The organism is Methylobacterium sp. CM6257, assembly GCF_054611515.1.
Genome location: NZ_CM137735.1, coordinates 6,896,779 through 6,914,507 on the forward strand (window position 1 = coordinate 6,896,779; position 17,729 = coordinate 6,914,507).

The 17,729-nt window shown below is 66.3% G+C and carries 20 protein-coding genes and 1 tRNA gene; 10 read left to right on the forward strand and 11 right to left on the reverse strand.

Annotation, left to right across the window (positions count from 1 at the left end):
- Window positions 1-2 precede the first annotated feature (2 nt).
- Window positions 3-1,886: a sensor histidine kinase gene (locus ACYCO6_RS33635; protein ID WP_459767589.1), complete on the reverse strand. Its 1,884-nt coding sequence runs from the start codon at window positions 1,884-1,886 to the stop codon at window positions 3-5.
- Between the two features lie 253 nt (window positions 1,887-2,139).
- On the opposite strand from ACYCO6_RS33635, the gene ACYCO6_RS33640 reads away from it, so the two are divergent.
- Window positions 2,140-2,445 carry a hypothetical protein gene (locus ACYCO6_RS33640; protein ID WP_459767591.1) on the forward strand — a complete coding sequence of 102 codons (306 nt, stop codon included), beginning with the start codon at window positions 2,140-2,142 and terminating at the stop codon, window positions 2,443-2,445.
- 13 nt (window positions 2,446-2,458) lie between these two features.
- Here the strand turns inward: ACYCO6_RS33640 and ACYCO6_RS33645 are convergent, their stop codons facing one another.
- The 3 genes from ACYCO6_RS33645 to ACYCO6_RS33655 form a co-directional block, all read right to left on the reverse strand.
- Window positions 2,459-3,589 carry a DUF2336 domain-containing protein gene (locus ACYCO6_RS33645; RefSeq protein WP_459767593.1) on the reverse strand — a complete coding sequence of 377 codons (1,131 nt, stop codon included), beginning with the start codon at window positions 3,587-3,589 and terminating at the stop codon, window positions 2,459-2,461.
- 206 nt (window positions 3,590-3,795) lie between these two features.
- Window positions 3,796-4,152, reverse strand: a complete 357-nt coding sequence (locus ACYCO6_RS33650; protein ID WP_459767595.1) for a hypothetical protein — start codon at window positions 4,150-4,152, stop codon at window positions 3,796-3,798.
- A gap of 70 nt (window positions 4,153-4,222) precedes the next feature.
- Window positions 4,223-4,681 carry an N-acetyltransferase family protein gene (locus ACYCO6_RS33655; protein ID WP_459767597.1) on the reverse strand — a complete coding sequence of 153 codons (459 nt, stop codon included), beginning with the start codon at window positions 4,679-4,681 and terminating at the stop codon, window positions 4,223-4,225.
- Between the two features lie 174 nt (window positions 4,682-4,855).
- Here ACYCO6_RS33655 and ACYCO6_RS33660 point away from each other — a divergent pair, with 174 nt between their 5' ends.
- On the forward strand, window positions 4,856-5,044 hold the full coding sequence (locus ACYCO6_RS33660; protein WP_459767599.1) for a hypothetical protein: 189 nt from the start codon (window positions 4,856-4,858) through the stop codon (window positions 5,042-5,044).
- A 58-nt stretch (window positions 5,045-5,102) separates the two neighbouring features.
- Here ACYCO6_RS33660 and ACYCO6_RS33665 read toward each other — a convergent pair whose 3' ends face one another.
- On the reverse strand, window positions 5,103-5,612 hold the full coding sequence (locus ACYCO6_RS33665) for a Ros/MucR family transcriptional regulator (protein ID WP_459767601.1): 510 nt from the start codon (window positions 5,610-5,612) through the stop codon (window positions 5,103-5,105).
- Between the two features lie 404 nt (window positions 5,613-6,016).
- Between ACYCO6_RS33665 and ACYCO6_RS33670 the strand changes: the two genes are divergently transcribed.
- The 4 genes from ACYCO6_RS33670 (at window position 6,017) to ACYCO6_RS33685 (ending at window position 8,717) form a co-directional block, all read left to right on the forward strand.
- The gene (locus ACYCO6_RS33670; RefSeq protein ID WP_459767603.1) at window positions 6,017-6,430 is read left to right on the forward strand and encodes a PaaI family thioesterase; all 414 of its coding nucleotides are present in this window, start codon (window positions 6,017-6,019) and stop codon (window positions 6,428-6,430) included.
- 68 nt (window positions 6,431-6,498) lie between these two features.
- Window positions 6,499-7,431, forward strand: coding sequence for an oxygen-dependent coproporphyrinogen oxidase (hemF, locus tag ACYCO6_RS33675; protein WP_459767605.1), 933 nt, complete (start codon window positions 6,499-6,501; stop codon window positions 7,429-7,431).
- Window positions 7,428-8,546: an ATP-dependent DNA helicase gene (locus tag ACYCO6_RS33680; RefSeq protein ID WP_459767607.1), complete on the forward strand. Its 1,119-nt coding sequence runs from the start codon at window positions 7,428-7,430 to the stop codon at window positions 8,544-8,546. The genes hemF and ACYCO6_RS33680 overlap by 4 nt, the downstream gene beginning before the upstream one ends.
- A gap of 81 nt (window positions 8,547-8,627) precedes the next feature.
- Window positions 8,628-8,717, forward strand: a tRNA-Ser gene (locus ACYCO6_RS33685).
- 1,625 nt (window positions 8,718-10,342) lie between these two features.
- Here ACYCO6_RS33685 and ACYCO6_RS33690 read toward each other — a convergent pair.
- Complete coding sequence (locus ACYCO6_RS33690; RefSeq protein ID WP_459767609.1) at window positions 10,343-10,771, reverse strand: hypothetical protein; 429 nt, start codon at window positions 10,769-10,771, stop codon at window positions 10,343-10,345.
- A gap of 65 nt (window positions 10,772-10,836) precedes the next feature.
- Between ACYCO6_RS33690 and ACYCO6_RS33695 the strand changes: the two genes are divergently transcribed.
- A complete protein-coding gene (locus tag ACYCO6_RS33695; protein WP_459767611.1) occupies window positions 10,837-11,040 on the forward strand; it encodes a hypothetical protein in 204 nt (67 codons plus the stop codon).
- 440 nt (window positions 11,041-11,480) lie between these two features.
- Here the strand turns inward: ACYCO6_RS33695 and ACYCO6_RS33700 are convergent, their stop codons facing one another.
- On the reverse strand, window positions 11,481-11,861 hold the full coding sequence (locus ACYCO6_RS33700; RefSeq protein WP_459767613.1) for a PilZ domain-containing protein: 381 nt from the start codon (window positions 11,859-11,861) through the stop codon (window positions 11,481-11,483).
- A gap of 752 nt (window positions 11,862-12,613) precedes the next feature.
- Here ACYCO6_RS33700 and ACYCO6_RS33705 point away from each other — a divergent pair.
- The 3 genes from ACYCO6_RS33705 to ACYCO6_RS33715 all read left to right on the forward strand — a co-directional run bounded on the left by ACYCO6_RS33705 (window position 12,614) and on the right by ACYCO6_RS33715 (window position 14,374).
- On the forward strand, window positions 12,614-12,790 hold the full coding sequence (locus ACYCO6_RS33705; RefSeq protein WP_459767615.1) for a hypothetical protein: 177 nt from the start codon (window positions 12,614-12,616) through the stop codon (window positions 12,788-12,790).
- Window positions 12,791-13,061: 271 nt separating this feature from the next.
- Window positions 13,062-13,487 (forward strand): hypothetical protein, encoded by a 426-nt coding sequence (locus tag ACYCO6_RS33710; RefSeq protein ID WP_459767617.1) that lies wholly within the window; start codon window positions 13,062-13,064, stop codon window positions 13,485-13,487.
- A gap of 581 nt (window positions 13,488-14,068) precedes the next feature.
- Entirely contained in the window at window positions 14,069-14,374 is a 306-nt protein-coding gene (locus ACYCO6_RS33715) for a hypothetical protein (RefSeq protein WP_459767619.1), read from the forward strand.
- Window positions 14,375-14,441: 67 nt separating this feature from the next.
- Here the strand turns inward: ACYCO6_RS33715 and ACYCO6_RS33720 are convergent, their stop codons facing one another.
- The 4 genes from ACYCO6_RS33720 to ACYCO6_RS33735 all read right to left on the reverse strand — a co-directional run bounded on the left by ACYCO6_RS33720 (window position 14,442) and on the right by ACYCO6_RS33735 (window position 17,231).
- Window positions 14,442-14,726, reverse strand: a complete 285-nt coding sequence (locus ACYCO6_RS33720) for a hypothetical protein (protein ID WP_459767621.1) — start codon at window positions 14,724-14,726, stop codon at window positions 14,442-14,444.
- A gap of 168 nt (window positions 14,727-14,894) precedes the next feature.
- The gene (locus ACYCO6_RS33725; RefSeq protein ID WP_459767623.1) at window positions 14,895-15,191 is read right to left on the reverse strand and encodes a hypothetical protein; all 297 of its coding nucleotides are present in this window, start codon (window positions 15,189-15,191) and stop codon (window positions 14,895-14,897) included.
- A gap of 327 nt (window positions 15,192-15,518) precedes the next feature.
- Window positions 15,519-15,728 (reverse strand): hypothetical protein, encoded by a 210-nt coding sequence (locus ACYCO6_RS33730; RefSeq protein WP_459767625.1) that lies wholly within the window; start codon window positions 15,726-15,728, stop codon window positions 15,519-15,521.
- Window positions 15,729-16,172: 444 nt separating this feature from the next.
- The gene (locus tag ACYCO6_RS33735; RefSeq protein ID WP_459767627.1) at window positions 16,173-17,231 is read right to left on the reverse strand and encodes a hypothetical protein; all 1,059 of its coding nucleotides are present in this window, start codon (window positions 17,229-17,231) and stop codon (window positions 16,173-16,175) included.
- Between the last annotated feature and the right edge of the window lie 498 nt (window positions 17,232-17,729).

The following is a 17,729-nucleotide window of genomic DNA, read 5'->3' on the forward strand; positions in this document are numbered from 1 at the left end:
GCTCAGCCGGCGCGACGCAGGACCGGGCCGGCGGGCGCCGAGGCGGGGCTCGGCTCCGCGTCGAACAGGCCGAGCGGCAGGCGGACCACGCGGCGCGGCGCCGGGGCGCCCCGCACGGCCGTGCGGATCGGGGCCGGGCCGGTGGCGGCCGCCCGGCTGGCGAGAGGCAGCGTCACGGTGACGGCGGTGCCGGCCTGCGGCGCACTCTCGATGAGCATCGCGCCGCCATGGATGCCGACGAGGCCCTGGACCACCGACAATCCGAGGCCGGTCCCCTCGTGCGAGCGCTTGTAGCCACCGTTCCCCGCCTGGAAGAACGGCGTGCCGAGCTTGGGCAGGTCATCCGCGCCGATGCCGATCCCGGTATCGGCGACGACGAGATCGAGACTGTCGGCGCCGCGGCGCAGGGACAGGTCGACCCGGCCGCCGCGCGGCGTGAACTTCACGGCGTTGGAGACGAGGTTGATCAGGATCTGCCGGCACGCGCCGGGATCGGCGGTGATCTCGACTGGGCCCGACACGGATGTGGCCAGGGTGATGCCGGCCGCCTCGGCCTTGAGGCGCATCAGGTCGCAGCAGGTCTGGACAAGCGCCGCGATGTCGAAGGTCTCCGGCGCGTAGTCGAAGTTGCCGCTCTGGATCCGGCTCATGTCGAGGAGCGTGTTCACCACCCCGAGGAGGTGATGACCGGAGGCGCCGATGATCCCGGCATATTCCCGCGCCTGGTCCGGGCCGAGGCTGACCGCGCCTTCCCCTCCCAGGACCTCGGAGAAGCCGATGATCGCGTTCAGCGGCGTGCGCAGCTCGTGCGTGACGTTGGCCAGGAACCGGCCCTTGATCGCGTCGGCCCGCTCGGCCTCGGCGCGGGCGCGTTCCAGCTCCTCGGCATGACGATGGTGCTCGGTCATGTCGCGGGTCACCGCCACGACCGCCATGGCGTCGTGGGGACCGTGCGCGATCCGATGGGCGCGCATCTCGGCGTGGATCAGGCGCGCGCCGTCGGGACGGCCAGCCTCGGGCTCCACATGCAGGCGCAGCGGCAGGGTGGCGGGCCGCCCGGTCGACGCGACGTCACTGACGGCCTTGAGGAAGGCCGGACGGTCAGCCACGTGGACCCGCTCCAGCAGGCCGTGGCCGTGCAGCCGGGCCGGATCGCTGCCGACGAGGCGGATCGCCGAGACGGACGCGTCCAGCACGCGGCCGTTGCGGTCGTGCCACGTGACGAGATCGTCGATCGCCGAGAGCAGGAGCCGGTCGCGCGCCTCGTTGTCGCGCAGCCGGGCGCGCCACGCGCCCTCATTGCGCATGTGTTCCAGCACCTGGGCGGCGACGTGGCCGATGGCGGTGATCGCGAAGGCCGGCAGGGCGATGGCGGCCGGGATGTCCACCGCCGGCGGGGCGCCGGCCCAGCCATCGAGGCCGACCACCGCCAGCACGCCGAGCACCGCCATGACGGAGGCCGCGACCGTGGCGCGCAGCGAGCCGGAGACCAGCGCCTCCAGGGGGATCGCCACCAGCCACACCGAAGCCGGGGACGAGACGCCTCCGGTGATGCCTGCCAGGGCGACGACGAGGCCGGTCAGGCCCGACGAGGAGACGGCGTGAGCGAGCCAGAGGGACCCGGTGCGGGCGAGCAGCACCGCCGCGAGAACCGGCAGCAGCAGGCTCACGACCGCCAGAACCTCTATGCCCGAGGGAACACCGCGCCAGAGAAGGTAAGGGGGCAGGGCGGCCATCATCACCGCGCCCGTGGCGAGGCGCGACACCAGGAAACGCTGATGGCGCGCCCGCAATCCCGCATCGTCGACCACGGATTCGTGGACCAGCCCCGCGAGACGGTCGTCGATCAAGGAAGTCAGGACATTTTTAATAGGCAAGGCTGACACGCGCCGCGATGTATGCGTTTTCGCACCCATCACGCCTCCGGTTCGACTTCGAACGACTTCCGGACGGTCGCAGAGGCGGCTTAAACGAGTGTTGCGGGATTGGTCCAACCGTCCAGGATGCTTTCCGCAAGGTAACCGGATGGATCTGGCCAAGCTTCGTTCACCATCGTGCGTGAAAGCCGGAACCGGTTGAGGTTCGGTTCACGAAACCCGTTGAATCGTCACGTCCGACATGGAGCGGAGGAGCTGTCCGATGACCTTCCTGCTGCGCGCCGTGCTGGTGATCAGCGCACTGTCGTACTTCGCGCTGATGCGCAACGGTGCGGATCCGGCGGCCGAGGCCCGCAAGCTCGTGGGTTCCGTGGCGGGCGCCCCGTCGGCGCTTCCGGCGGCCCTCGAGGCGGTCCCGCCCGAGACCCGCGAGCGCGCCGTGCGCGCCGTCCTGGCCCGGGGCCTGATGGCGGAGCTGAGCCGCCGGGCCGCGGAGCCTCCGGCCTCGAACGACACGCTGGAGGAGTCCGATCGGCAGCCGGCCTGGCGCGGCGTCGGGCCGCGCTGAGAACCGGCCCGTCTCAGCCCGTCTCTCCGCCCGTGGCCCGGCGCGTGCGCGCCGGCAGGGGCGGGCGCTGCGCGGCGGTGCGCTCGGCACCCTGGCGCAGCTTGGATTCCGGCCCGTGCAGCGGCTGGTGCGCGTCGCTGCGCCCGCGCTCGGCGAGCGGCCGGTCGAGGATCGCGGCGATCAGGTCCCGGGAGGCCGGGCGGCTCACGGTGCGGAACAGGCGGACGAGATCGGCGACCCGTTCGGCGGAGCGCGCCACCCCCTGGTTGAGGGTGAGGAAGATGTACACTGCCTCCTCCTCGTGCAGGCCGGCGGCGCGCAGACCGAGGGTCAGGAGGTCGTAGCGGGCGCCGGGATCGGCGACCACGGTCAGGAAATCGCGGGCGAGGCCGAGGCCGTCCGCCAGGGTCGCCACGAAGGCCGGAACGTCGTGGGCGGCCGAGAGCCGGGTGAGGGTCTCACCGAGGCCGCGGGGCGGCGGCGGGCAGGGGCGCAGGGCCGCGGTCGCCTCGACGGTCCGGCCGATCACCTCGCGGCGCATCGGGTCGGCATGCAGGTAGAGGGGCACGAGGTCGGCCGCCGAGACGTCGGGGCGGATCAGGAGCAGCCGCGCGAGATCGGCCGCGCTGCGGCCGCGGCCGACCAGGCGGGCCAGTGCCGCCCCGCGCAGCGTGATGCCGAGATTGGCCGCGAGCGCGCGGTCGATCTCGGGGCGGCCTTCGCGGGAGAGTTCGTCCACCGCCTCGCGGCTCAGGCCCGCCCGGGCGGCGATGCGGGCGGCGATGTCGGAGCCGTCGGAGAGGGCGGCCTCGATCAGGCGGTGGCTCAGGGCGGGGGCCAGCTCCACCACGGCGTCGCGGGCGGCACCCCCGCGTAGTGCGAGCGCCTCCAGAACCGCCGCCGGCGTCTCGGGGCAGGGGGCGAGCTTGCCGGCGACAACGCGGGCCGTCTCGTCGTCCACCGTGGGAATCAGGCCGCAGGCCAGCGACTCGAAGATCTCGATCGCGCTCCGGTCCCGGCCCGGCGTCCGGACGAACAGATCAGTCTGCACCCGGAGAATGACCGGTTTGAGATCGAGATTCTCGATGCGTGACAGTTCGAGGAGCCCGGACAGGTCCGGCGGAGCATCGACGGATGGGGGCATGGAGGATCGGTTTACGCAGGACTGCAGTAAGCCCACGCTAACCGCATCGACGTGAATCGACCTTTAAGCCGCCCGCGCCGCCACCGTGCCGTCCTGCATCATCGCGGCGTGCGCCGTCGCCGGACCACCGGGCACCCATGAGGTCCGGCAAGACGGGACCCGCTCCGGCTTCCGCGCGACGCGCTCTGGCGCGGCGCCCCGCCGCCTCAGCGCATCAGCCAGAGCGCGACACCGAGCCCCACGGCCGCCAGGACAATGAAGCCGATATAGGCCGGCAGGACCCAGGGCTGCCTCTGGTGCACGTAGCCGGCCGCCGCCTTCTCCGAAGCGGCCCGCTCGTTCTGCCGCGCCAAGCGGACCTCCCGCGACGTCGGCGGCGTCCCGCCGGCCTCCTCGCAGGTCCCGAGCGGCGCGGCACCGACGTCCATGTGCGGAGTCTTGTCGGCGGTGCGGCCGCTGTCGATGTCCGCCTTCAACTGGGCGGCCGTCGGCGTGTCCGAATCCGGCGGGGGATCGCAGGGCAGGTTCGCGGGCGGCGGCGGGGTCTCGGATCGCAGCGTCATCGGCGTGGCTCCAGCGTGTCTCGGTCAACGCCTGGGGCCGCTTACGGCTGCGGTCAGGATGTCGCGGGCCTCAAGACTCGCAGGATCCGCGCTTCAGCAGCGGACGCGCGTGGACCGTTCCGTCCTCGGTGAAGCCGGCTGCGGCGCAGAAGGCGCGCAGCGCGTCCTGATCCGGTCCGACGCTCAGGAGCAGCCGGTCGCAGCCAGCCTGCCGCGCCGCTCGGCCGGCCGCCTTCAGAACCCGCCCGATCCCCCGGCGCCGGGAGTCCGCCGCGACCACGAGAATCGAGATCAGGCCGAAGGGGCGGGCCGCGTCGAGCGTGTGGATGGGGCTCACCGCGATGAGGCCGCTCGGCGGGCCCCATTCCATGGCGACCAGCGCGGTGCCGCCGGCGCGCTGAAGGGCCTCGAGTCGGGTCGCGACGTCCCCTGCTCCGACCGCGACGCCGGTCTCCCCCAGCAGGGCCGCGAGGCCCGCGGCGTCCGGTCCCGCGGCCGCGCGGATCTCCAGCCCGTAGCGATTGCCCAAATCCTGCTCCCGATCGCGGTTCCGGCGCCTTCGTCCCACCTTTCTCGCGAAGGCTGAAGCCCTGCGTCATTCGGGTCGGGGGGAGGCGTCACGGCGCCGGCCTTCCTGAGTCGGAACGCGCGCTGCGCTCAGGGCTTTGATCCGCAACCGTGGGGTCGGCAGGGAGCGTGCAGCATGGCGAATCGGAGGCCGGATCGATCCCCGGACGGGCAGGGCGGCGACGGGGCGCCGAAGGAGGAGCGGCCGGCTTCTCCGGATCCGCGGTCCGACACCGAGCCCCCGCGCGAGAAGACCGAGCGCGACAGGGCCAAGACCGAGATCGCCGCCGGGGACGTCGCCGACAATCTCGCCGATTTCGCGTGACGGAGGCGGCACGCGATCCGCGTGCCGCCTCCGTATCCGTGAGCCGGAACGCCCGGGCTCAGGCCGTTTCCTTGGCCTTGCGCGGACGGCTCGCGCGCTTCGGCTTCTCGGCGGCTTCCGGAGCAGGCTCCGGCGCGGCCGGCGCCGCCGCGGACTTGCGGCGCTGCTGGCCGAGACCGAGGCTGCGCGCGAGTTCGGAGCGCTGGGCGGAGTAGCTGGCCGCCGTCGACGGATAGTCCCGAGGCAGCCCGAAGCGCTCGCGATACTGCTCGATGGTCAGGCCGTTGCGCGACAGGTGGCGCTTGAGCGTCTTGTACGGCTTGCCATCGATGAAGGAGATCAGCGCGTCCGGCGTCACCGACTTGCGGATCTGGGCGGGCGTGGGCTTGTCGGCCGTCTCCGTAACGGTCGCGGCAGGCGCGGAGAGCTTCGTCAGGGCGGCGTGCACGCCGGCGAGCAGCCCGGGCAGCTCGCTGATCGGAACGGAATTGTTCGAGACATACGCCGAGACGATGTCCGATGCCTGCTCGATAAAGGTCTGCTGCTGTTCTGTGGCGTTATCGTCCATCGATGATTCCCTCTATCCGACGGTGGTCACACGGTTCGACCGTCTGTGCAGCAAAATCAAGTCGTCGTCTAGGTTTTCCCTACACAACGCCCCGGTCGTGAACACGCATATTATTCAAGCGCCCGGTGGAGCTGAAATCGTCGCCTGAGCAATCCCGTTGCCGCGCGGCGCACTTGCACGCCCTGGCGTATTCCGCCGTCTCAACCGATACGCCATTCGCTGCCATTCAGCCGGTGTCTTCGTTTGAGAAGATCCGTTTCCGTCCAGACGAGAGGCGCGAGAGTTCACGCGGCGTCCGACCATCGGACGGGGCGCGTCTCGAACAATGTCGAACGGAAAGTCTTGGGCTTGCGGACCCGGCTGGGCCATAACGTTCCCGGCGGGGAGAGATCCGGGACATCGGCGTGGACCAGCAATCGGAGCCGGGCACCATCTTCGGGGCCCATATCCCCTTCGTGACGTTCTGCGGGATCGAGGCGCTCGAGGTGCGGGAGGGGTGTACGCGCCTGCGCCTCGCCCTGCGGCCGGAGCATGCCAACAACCTCGGCATCGCCCACGGCGGTATCCTCTGCACCCTGCTCGACGTCGCCCTGGGGACTGCCGCCCGCCTCAGGGCGGGCCGCCCCGTGGTGACCCTCGACATGCAGACCCGCTTTCTCAGCCCCGGCCGCGGCGTGCTCGTCGCGGAAGGGCGCGTCACCCGGGCCGGGCGCTCGGTGATCTTCTGCGAGGCCGAGATCCGCGACGCGGCGGGGGAGCCGGTGGCGAGCGCCACCGGCCTGCTCAAGCCGGTGGGCGACGGGCCGGCCCGTCCATAGGCCCTGGGCGCCCGTGTCCCGCCGATGCCGAATTGACGGCCGGTCGGCACGATGGGAAAGCCTGTGTCATGACGATGCCGGATGAAGCCCGCGCAGCCCTGGCTGCCCCTCCCTCCGAGGCCGATGTAACGGCCATGAAATCCGAAGCCGCCGCGTGGTTCGAGACCCTGCGCGACCGCATCCTGGCGGCCTTCGAGGGCCTGGAGGCGCAGGCCGAGGGTCCCTTCCATCCGGACGCCCCCGAGGGGCCGGGGACGTTCGTGAAGACGCCGTGGAACCGCACCGACCATACCGGCCGGCCCGGTGGCGGCGGCACCATGGCGATGCTGAAGGGGCGCGTGTTCGAGAAGGCCGGCGTGCATATCTCGACCGTGCACGGCGAGTTTGCCCCCGAGTTCCGCGCGCAGATGCCGGGCGCCGCGGAGGACCCGCGCTTCTTCGCCACCGGGATCTCGCTGATCGCCCATCCCTGGAACCCGCACGTGCCGACGGTGCATATGAACACCCGGTTCGTCGTGACCACGCGGGCCTGGTTCGGCGGGGGCGCCGACCTCACGCCCGTTCTGGACCGGCGCCGCACGCAGCAAGACCCGGACAGCCGCCACTTCCACGCCTGCCTGGAGCGGGCCTGCACGGCGCACGGGATCGACCATGCCCGCTACAAGGCGTGGTGCGACGAATACTTTCACCTCAAGCACCGGGACGAGCCCCGCGGCATCGGTGGGATCTTCTACGACTATCACTGGAGCGGCGATCCGCAGGCGGACCTCGCCTTCACCCGCGAGGTGGGCCAGGCCTTCCTGGAGGCCTATCCGAAGATCGTCCGCGACAATGTCCGCACCGCCTGGACCGAGGCCGACCGCTATGAGCAGCAGGTGCGCCGCGGGCGCTACGTGGAATTCAACCTGCTCTATGACCGGGGCACGATCTTCGGCCTGAAGACGGGCGGCAACGTCGCGTCGATCCTGTCCTCAATGCCGCCAACCGTGCGCTGGCCGTGAGCGCGGGGCTGCCGGCCGCCTACGCTCCGCAGCAGGACGCGGCGCTGAAGGCGATCGCCGCGTGGCGGCGGGAGGGTGGAAGCCAAGTGTTCCGGCTGTTCGGCTATGCCGGCACCGGCAAGACGACGCTCGCCCGTCGAATCGCCGAGGATGTCGACGGCACTGTGGTCTACGGGGCCTTCACCGGGAAGGCAGCCTCGGTGATGCGCCAGAAGGGCTGCTACGACGCCGCCACGATCCACTCCCTGATCTACCGCACCAAGGAGGCGGAGGAGGGCGGTCCGACCTTCACGCTGAACCGGTCCGGTCCGGCCGCCAAGGCGGACCTTATCATCATCGACGAGTGCTCGATGGTGGATTCCGATCTCGGCAACGATCTCCTGTCCTTTGAACGGCCGGTCTTGGTGTTGGGCGATCCGGCGCAGTTGCCGCCGGTGCGTGGCGGCGGCTTCTTCACCGAGGCCGAGCCCGACGTGATGCTCACCGAGGTGCACCGGCAGGCCAAGGACGACCCGATCGTCCGCATGGCCATGACCGTGCGCGAGGGCGGCCGGCTGGAACTCGGCAGCTACGGGCAGAGCCGGGTCGTGTCCCGCCGGGCCCTGGACCCGGCCGAAGTGCTCGAATGCGACCAGGTTCTGGTCGGGCTGAACAAGACGCGCCGCCTCTACAACGCCCGGCTCCGGGAACTCGCCGGCCACACGGATCCGATGCCGGCGGTGGGCGAGAAGCTGGTCTGCCTCCGCAACGATCGGGTGAAGGGCCTGCTCAACGGCTCGACCTGGACCGTCCAGTCCCTGCGTGCCCCGCCGCGGCCGGACCTGATCCGCCTGGACGTGGTGCCCGAGGACGACCCGGCCCTGCGTCGCCGTCCCACCGACATCAAGGTGCTGCGCGCGATGATCACCGGGACGGACGAGGAGATCCCGCTGTTCCTGCGCCGCGAGACGGACGAGTTCACCTACGGCTACGCCCTCACGGTGCACAAGGCGCAGGGCTCGCAATGGGACCGGGTGACGCTCTTCGACGAATCCTACGCCTTCCGCGAGCACCGGGCGCGCTGGCTCTACACGGGCCTGACCCGCGCCGCGCAGGCGATCACCGTGGTGGTCTGACCCGTCGTGGGGTGTGCCGAGATCGCTTGTGAAGCCGGACCGCGCGTGCTAGGCACCGCCCGTCTCATCGAGGCACCTCGCGGAGAGGTGGCAGAGCGGTTGAATGCACCGCACTCGAAATGCGGCATGCCTGCAAGGGCATCGGGGGTTCGAATCCCCCCCTCTCCGCCAGTACATCCCGCTAAGTATCTGGGACTGTTGGCAATCGCGCCGAGCGCAACCGCAAAACCCCAACTTTTACCCCAACATTCCTGCTGGATTGCGGCGAACGCCAGCGAACGCCAGCAACCTGAGAGTTCCACAGGACCGTGCAGGAGCTGGGGGAGCCCTCAAAGAGCTGCCGACAGGTAGCGAGCGACCTCGACCGATCAGCGCGAACAAGAATTCTCGCGGGTGGTGGGACGAGCCGAGCTATGCGGTGATGATCTGTGGGCGGACGATAAGACGAACGGTGTCTGGATCGAGAAACCGTGCGCGGGTGTTCATGTGAACGAGCGTAACATCCGTTCACGAGGGCTCTGTCATAGCCGACCCGCTGGAAGTCCCGTCAGAACACGTTCAGGAATTTGCTCAGGTAGCACGGCGGGTCACCGACGCGCGGCTGCAGGCGCATGCGGGTGAGTGCCCAGATTTCTGGGAGATCGTGACCAGACTGTACGCTCGGGGGCCAGAGGAGCCAGCCCACCTGTTTGGGATCACATCCACCACCCAGGGGTTCTCTCCTCGTGCGCCTACGCAGAGCGCAGGAGGAAACCCGACAATGGCAGACAACCGCCCACACGAGCGATCCGACCACCGTCCAGGATCAAGCCAGACCGGCGGAGCAACCGGCGGTGGTGCTGGCTTCGCCGATCAGGCCAGAGACACGCTGCGGAACGCGAGCGAGAGCGCTTCGGACGCCTGGGACAACGCCTCGCGCTACGGCTCCCGCTACTATCGGCAAGGCAGTCGCGCTGTCAGCAATGTGGACAGCGGCACGATGACTGGTTGGCTCGTAGCGGGTGCGATTGGCCTCGGTCTCGGCTGGCTTGCCTTCGGTCAACAGTCCCGCTCGGGCGATTACATCCCGAGGCGCATGAGCACGAGCAGCCACCGGGATTACTAGGAGCGCACCTGTCGGCGGCTGGTCGAGCAGAGCCGCAAGAAGAAGCCCGCCCCGGGGCGAACGCGGGGACGGGCCTCATGCGACATCGACCCGATGGGCCGACCGCGGTCGCCTCGAAACTGTACAGCTACGCTTCCTGGGAGGTGAGCTGCATCGCGTGGCCGCGGTTCAGCTTCACCTCGCGGAACAGCTCGCCCTTGTTCTTGGTCTTAGCCTGCCAGCCCTGCGGGGCGTTGGCCGAGACGAGACACTTAGGAAGGGGGTGACCATGGTCTCGTCAGGAGCCACTCAGGAAAGCGCTGAGCACAGGCAGCCAGCTTGTGAACCTCGCCGATCAGCCGATGCACCATGTCCTCATCACGCTCCTCCGCCCTAATCGGTGCTGCTGTCGGCCTCATGGATGCCGAGCCTGGAAGGTTGCTATGAATAGAGACAGTTCGACGGCATGACCGCCCACTGTCTCCCGCGCCGCGGAGGTGACTGTTTGATGGCTAACCCTGACATCCCTGATCCGGGCAGTCCTGATCTGCCGACGCCGGGTGAGCCGCCACCGACTGAACCTGTACCCGGCGACCCGCCTATGCCGGCACCACCGCCTGATCCAGTGCCCGGCGATCCAGCTGGACCAGACTTGGTACCCGGGGATCCGGTCGGTCCTGGCCCCATCATGTGAGCACCAGGATCTCCGCGATCAGCCGTAGGGACCGCTAAACAGGTCACCAAGGGCCTTACGCTGAAACATCGTGCGCCAACGTCGACGTCGATGCTCGGGCCTGTCATGGATCAGGTGGCACCGCTGGCAGAAGGCGGCGAGGTTGATGTCTGCGTTGTTCGAGGTGTCGTGATCGCGATGGGCGGCGGCTAGGACTACTCGGGTTCGGCGGGTGAGGCGGAGAACATCTACTGCCCGTGCCTTAAGCCGGATCCGCCTACCCTGCCCATCGCGCCAGGAAGCGGCCTCAGCATCCCACCAGCGGCCGTCTCCGAGGTGGTAGACCATCCGCCCGTGCGGCCGTCCGCAGCCCTCGCAGCAGCCTTTGGCGCGGCCAAACCGGATCACGGCCGAGAGCTGTGGCCAGTCGATGGGGTAGAAGAAACGATGCTCGGGCCGGATCGGCATGGTGGCCGCACTGTGCCACCCGTCGTGAAGAAAGCGTAACGGTAGAAGTGCTCTATGGAACGCACATGGACATGTCCGACCTGGAGTTCTGGGCGATCCTCGCGGTCGCGGTGTTAGGGCTATTCCTGCCGGTCACGATCACATGGTGGAAGGGCCGCGCCATCGTGCCGGTTGCCGTGCTCAGCCTCGTGTTCTGGCCTGGAGCGCTGATCTTGGCGCTGCGGTTGCGGCGGCGACGAGCCGAGCTGAAGTCTAAAGCCGACGTGTAGATTAGCCGGGCCATGGTGTGGAAGCGCACATGAGTGGCTTCGCCAGCCTACCCTATGCGGCTACTGCGGCTCTGAATGATTGCGAGCTGCGTCGCAAATGCCTAGGTGGGCACTGCGGGACAGCGATGGCGTCGCCGTCCCGCAGCCCTTCTTGGGCGTTTCCTCCCTAGACTTCGGGCCGCTCCTTGAGGGCGGCCTTTTTCTTGTCTGAGGGTGCGCTTCGTAGCTGGATCAAGTCCCGACAACAAGCAGGATCGTGCGGCCTCCACCAACATGTTGAAATTTAACGCATGGAGAGGCCGGCAGAGGCCGCTCGACACCTCGCCGAGCGCTGTAGAGCGGCAAGGATGCGCCCAGCAGGGCGTCCTCTCCCTCTCGGCGGCCCAATCCTGCGGCGCAGTGACCTTCCGGGTTGCTGCGCCGTTGTCGTTCGGAAGGTCTCAGATCTGCGAGAAGCGGCTGCGACGAGCACGTAGCGCGGCAATTGGCTCAACGCTTGGTGTAGGTGCCTTCTTTGGGTCTGAGGTGAGCTTGCCAACTCGCGCGATGCGAACGCCGGCATAATCGCCTCGGCGCCAAGCCAACTGCACCGCGCACACGAAATCGCGCCCGATCACCTTGAACATGAAGCTCTTAGGCAGCGCGTAAGAACTCGGTACCACGAGCCGGGCGCCGGAGGGGGATATGTCCTTCACGGTTGTTGGGATCTCGGTCCCGTCGGGTAGACGGATCAGTGCGATCCAGTTCGTCTCTCTGCGTTCTTCGCGGCGGCCAACATGACCACTTGGCTGATCAGCTTTTGTATCGCTGCTGATGTCCATTACACGCTATACAAATCGCGTTGTTTAAATAATGTCAAATGCGAGAGGCAGAGGAAGTAGTTCTGACAGGATCACTTTATCGAGATCGCTGTCCTCGGCCCTATTGCGTCGTGAATATGAAGGCGCCGTTCACGGCGGCCCGGACCGCGATGGCGGCCTCAGTAAAGGACGGCCGTCAGGACGTAGACAGCGGTCAAGAACAAGCCGGACGAGGCGAGTACCGCGCTCTCCTCCCGGTGCTTAGAAACGAACGTGCGGACGGCAGTGAACATCGGGTGGACCGGAGGCGACGTGCAGTCCGGTCAGTGTGGCAGCTGAACTGTGCCGGTTCGAGGGCCACCGTAGGCCCTGAATGCGAGAAATCGGATCTGTCGCGAGGGCGTCACACCCCGCCAAGTTTAGCAAAGCGGCGCTATCTGCCGCGCGCGTTCGGGTCGCTCACAGCGCCCGCTGCGGCCGCGCTGAGGGCTGCACTGATCACGACGAGGAGACCGGTTGAGATCATGGAACAGGCTCCTTTGCACCAGCCGAACCAGCGCCGGCAGTGGTTAACAAGCCATTAAATTTTCCCGAATTGGGGCGGAACAGCGTCACGAATGCAGTCTACGTATATGCGTAAATTTCGGCGTCGGCGAGCTACGTAGTCACTCCGTCAACAGCAAAGCGCGAGGGTGGCTGGAAACCTGACAGCCTCGACACCAGCCTTCGCGCTCGCCATCTTGAGCGCATGCAGCGGCGATGAGGCGGTCCCCATGTCGCCCGACAACCCACTGTGGCTCGCCCCCACCGTCGCCGCCATCGCGCTCGCCGCCCTGGCCTGGATGACGCGGGCCTACCTTCGCGAGTGGCGCGCCTACCGAGCCGGTACGCTCCTACCGCGGGACTACACGCGGCGGATGCGGAAACGTCGGGAAGCTGCTGAGGGATAGCGGGCGGCCTCAGCCGATCAGGCCTTGCAGAAATTCGCACGGGTGCAGCGCGGCGAAGGACGCCCCGACGGCGTGTTCTAATGCAGAGGAGCGCGCCTATGTTTCTGGCTTGTATCTACCGTCGGTGCCATGCATGATCAGTAGCCGCCCTATGGAGGCGAGTCAGTCTATTTTGTAATTCAATAAAAAATTTTCCTCTGAATAACGGGAGGCGTTAGTGACAAAAATAAAATGGGCACTAATCATGATGGCTAGCACCTGTTGTAGTGCGATGGCAGGGGATTTTCCAAAACAAGGCACCGCGTCGTATACGACTAACTACGTCAATGTCTCCGCTACGCCGATTAAGATGGGTGAGCGGAGTGCATCCATCTATGAGAGTGCCGGTATTACACGCAATGACGCGGGAGAGGCCCCGTTCAATGACATGGGTACGCGCTGCATCGGGATGCGCGAGGTCAACGGTAACGATGTGGTCAACCGTGGCAGCTGCATCGACACCGACAAGGACGGCGATCAGGTATTCTCGACCTACGAGGCGAACGCCAAAAGCGGCCGCCATGTGTTCGTCGGCGGTACAGGCAAGTACCAGGGCATTACGGGATCGGCCGACTACACCTTCCAATCGGTCAAAGTGCCCGAGGGTGCTCGACCAATGACAATTGTACCGCACAAGGCGACTTGGAAGCTGCCCTAGCGGTTGACGCCGCCTTGGGCGAGGGTTCTAGTTGCTTGCCGAGAATGCCCTCGGGTTCAGCTTCGAGGTCGGGCAGGCGCTGGGGCAGGCCAGTCCCAGCTCCGCTCGGGTGTATGCAGCGCTGGCCGAGAAGGAGCGACGGCTAATCTCAGAGCGCACGAAGACTGCGCTGCAGGCCGCAAAGGCACGCGGGAGGCGCTTGGGGCGGAATGGTGCGGAGCGGCTCGCGCCAGCCTACAAGGCCGAGGCTGCCGAGCGGGCAAAGGCTCTCGCGCCAGTGCTCAGCGAACTGCAGGGGGCTGGGCTCTCAGCGCGGGCGATGGCGGTAGAGCTTAACCACCGGGGACAGAGACGCCGCAGGGTGGTCGATGGCACGCGCAGGCGGTCATCCGTGTTCTGGAGCGCCTTTCGACATCCTGATGGTAAACACCAGTTCCTGCAGCCATGCGCCGGATGGCCCTGGAACAGCAGCTTATGCCAATGGATCTTAGTCCCTGGATCCTCACCACTCCGGGGGCTCTTCAGAGCACTTCAGCCTGATCCGCAACGCGGTCGCGACCGCGCGAGCCTGGAGGGGGCCCATGCCCCGCGATCTCTTCGACACTGTGTGCGACCTCATCGAACGGCATGTTTCTGCTGAGGAGACCGCGCCAGCCGCGGTCAGCATCGTCTCGGCTCTTGCTGTTCTCGCCCCCACCAACGACGCGCCGGCGCCAGCTGCGCGCTCCGACGCACTGCGCAGGCTCAGGGAGGCCGCGACGTGGTTCGACGGTTCCCCCGCCCAGGTCACCGCTTTGATCGACGAGATCGCGGCGATGGATCCGGCCAACCGCGACCGCCGCAAAGCTGTGCTCACCGCAGCGTGGGCCGATCTTCTCGCTGGGTGAAAGAGCCGCTATGCCTCGCCCAATTGATGGCCGGCCGTCCCATCCCGGCCGCACGTCGGCCGAGCGCCTAGCCCTCAACCAGCACTTGGCTGCGGATCGCCGCGACGTCGCGGCCAACTTCGGTCAGGACCGCGCGGACCCGATCAACGGCTCTCATGGTCCGCGAGGCGTCGTTCGCGTCGTGGATCCCGTCGGCGCGCGTGGTCTCAATCAAGTACGGTATGATACGACAAGCAAAGTAATCGTAATCGTCTGGGCTCTTGATCTCGTAAAATATCGCCAAGGCGTGATAAGCACGCGCCATCAATTTGAGTGCGATATCGTTTGCCTCGTCCCGACCGATATTATTCATCGCTGTTCTTGTTCTGCCGATCTGAGAGTGTTCCGGCCTAACATGGCTGTGGATAACTGTCGATCCGAGAAGTGTGCCGCCAAGGCTGTAGCCCGCTTCTGCGGTGGCATTTCACATTCATATGGCCAAGCTGCAACAGCCGATGCTGCCGCTGGCATAGCTCGGGCCTCAGTCGCCACGCTTCCCGCGCGATCGGATCATCGCGGCGACTTCCCGCTCCACATCCGTGAGGATGGTGTTCACCCGCGCCGCGACGCCGTCAGGACCGGGCGCCTGCGTCGCGCCGTTCGTCTCCGCGCTGAGCCTGAGATTGGTCTCGACGAGGGCGTGGATCTTGGCCTGCGCCTTCTCAAACTCACCGGAGTGGGCGGTCTCGAAGAGGATCGCCAGTGCCAAGTAGGCGCGGCCGACCATGTCGAGCGCCAATTCAGTATCGTCCGCCGGCGGACCGTTCTTGGTTTCCATAACAACTCAATACACAGACTAACAGCCGGGGCATAACCACGTAGCAGGGTATTAAGGACCCGCCAATGACGTGGTTTCCAGCATCCAATGGTTTGCCGATTGAGCTGGCGGCGCGCTCCCGGCTCCAAGTCAATTTCGTCGAGCGCCCACGCGGTCGGCATCGAGACTGGCGCCGCTGTTGCCCGTCTCCGCCGCCTTCTGACCAGCCTGAGAGGAGCCATCTTGCCCCGAAGATCTGATCCCGACCGACCGCCTCACTCCGGCCGCCCGTCCGCCGAGCGCCGCGCCCTGGACCGGATCGCTTGTAGAGAACTCCTGAGCTGGCGCTCAGACCTCGGTCTCGCGCTTAACGATGGCGTCCTCGTCGGTGCCTTCCTGCGTCAGGCCGACTTCCGGGCCCTCAGCCGGGTCCGACGGCGCCTTGGGGTCGATTGGGGGCATGGACTGTCGCTCAGCACCGACCCGAGCCCAGCGCTCCGCGTCGTCCTCGGTGTCGGCGAGAACCTGCGTGTTTGCGCTCGACGGTTTGTCCGGCATCGGGCGATCTCCGTACCCGAGACCAACACCGCGAAGGGCACCGAAGGTCCGATGCCGAGCGCAGCAATGGGGCTCGCCTCTCTGCAACGAACCGTTAACCATGCCGGATCAGCCTGCAGCTCGAACGGACACGTCCCCCGTTCGCTCTTGGGAAGTCCTGCCGTGATCTCAACACGCGGTGGGGTTTTTCCCGTTCGGCTAAGCCTTGGCTGATGGTGCTGCGTGAGCGCGCTGCCTTCAGCGCCCGCGTTGAGACCGCCCGCCATGAGTTGGAGGCGGAGGCTGCGGCGGGACGGCTACGAGCCGGGCGAACCCATCACTCCACGTCAGCAGGATCGTCCCACGTGTTGCAACGACGCCGGAGCTTGGGGACAGCCGTGACAGTGCCCAACCAATAGCGGCAACAATGGCGCAGAGCAGAAAGGCGTGATCCGCCATGGCGGCTCAACGCTCCGTCGCGGCGAGCCGTCGCTCATCCACATGGCCCTGGTCGGCGGCTTTCGCGTAGAGGCTCCGGGCGAGGTCCGGATCCGCGCGCAGGCCGCGCACCTTCCAGGCCCGCAGCATCGCGGGGTCCCAGGTCTGCGCCAGCAGGAAAGTCGCATTCGGCGCGTTGCGCGCCTGGGCGCGCTCCAGCAGGAGCCGGGCGCCGCTGATGTCGCCGAGGCGGATCAGGCCCTTGGCCCGCTCCACGAGCGGATCGACCTCTTTCGGCGGACGCGGAGGTATCGTGCCCTGCGGAGAGGTTGCAATCTGTGTCTCAGCGTTTGGCGCCCTGCCGGCGCCCGCCGAGGCTCCATGATCGACGCTTGAGGCATCCTGGCGTTGAGGTCTGGGCGGGGCTTCAGCCAGGAAAACATCTGGGGGCGACGGATCTGCACCAGCGGATGGACGGCGTACAAGTGTCTTCGTCTGAGTTTCGGTTTCCACTTGCTTTGCTGGAGTATTTTCCCTCATCTCGTTGTTCTTGCGTATTGTGCCGAGGTTATGATTTGGGTCGGAAAATGTAACATTGAACTTGCTCGAGGATGTCTCTGAACGTCCATCAGTTTCCCGAGACCAAAGCGCAGAGATTATAAGTTCGAAGCTGTTTTCGCGCTTCCCGAGCTGTGCGATATAGATTTTATGGAGGTCCCATGAGCTTACATCTACGGCGTAACTATTATCGCGAGATGAAAATTCATTATCTAAATCGGTCACGAGCATGTCTGGTGGAAGGCCGAATAATCTTATAGCCTTAATGCTGACGCCATTCTGAGCAACAATATCCACGACCAGTCGAATGGCTTCATCAACTATTCCATAGGCGTCGCGAGTTATAACCGATACGTCAGGTGCGCTGATCGTGATTGGATTGGTATCTGGCATATCATTGATATCGGTCTCACTCGGAAGCCGAGCCTCGTCAACTCTCTGCGCTGACGATTGCGTGGGTAGAGAGACAGTTGGATGAAACAACAGTAATATAGCGAAACAATGCACCATTAAATGAAATTTTTTCATCGAACGCACTCCGAGTCGGGCGCATTCCAGTCGAAAATTCCTTCAATACTGTATATTTAAATCGATGTCAATCGATGTCGATGTCTGTCCAGCTTGGTTCCGCGGCGCTGAGGAGAAAACTTTGGCGGCAGAGAGGGTAGCCGGCGAAACTTCAAGCAGTTAAGCGGGACAATATTTAGTATAAAACTCGACGGAATGGCAACTGCCAAGTAGAAAAACATGCAACGGCCAAGATTAAGCGTGGCTTTTCAGTTTTGGCAAGGTTCCCCCTCGTGCTTGTCAATGCGCTGTCACGGTCATTTTCGTCCGTTTAGTCGCATCCTGCAGCTTAGGTGTGGGTGGCGTCTGCGGGTGACCGTCCTCACCACGTCGCCTCCAACCAGTCTTCTCGGATGCGTGAGCGCGGCTGCTTTGGTCGTGGGCCATGGTGCCCTCCTGCCTCTAAACCAATCCCTGGAAAGGTCAGGCGTTCGGGACTTGAGGCTAGTCGCGGCAGAT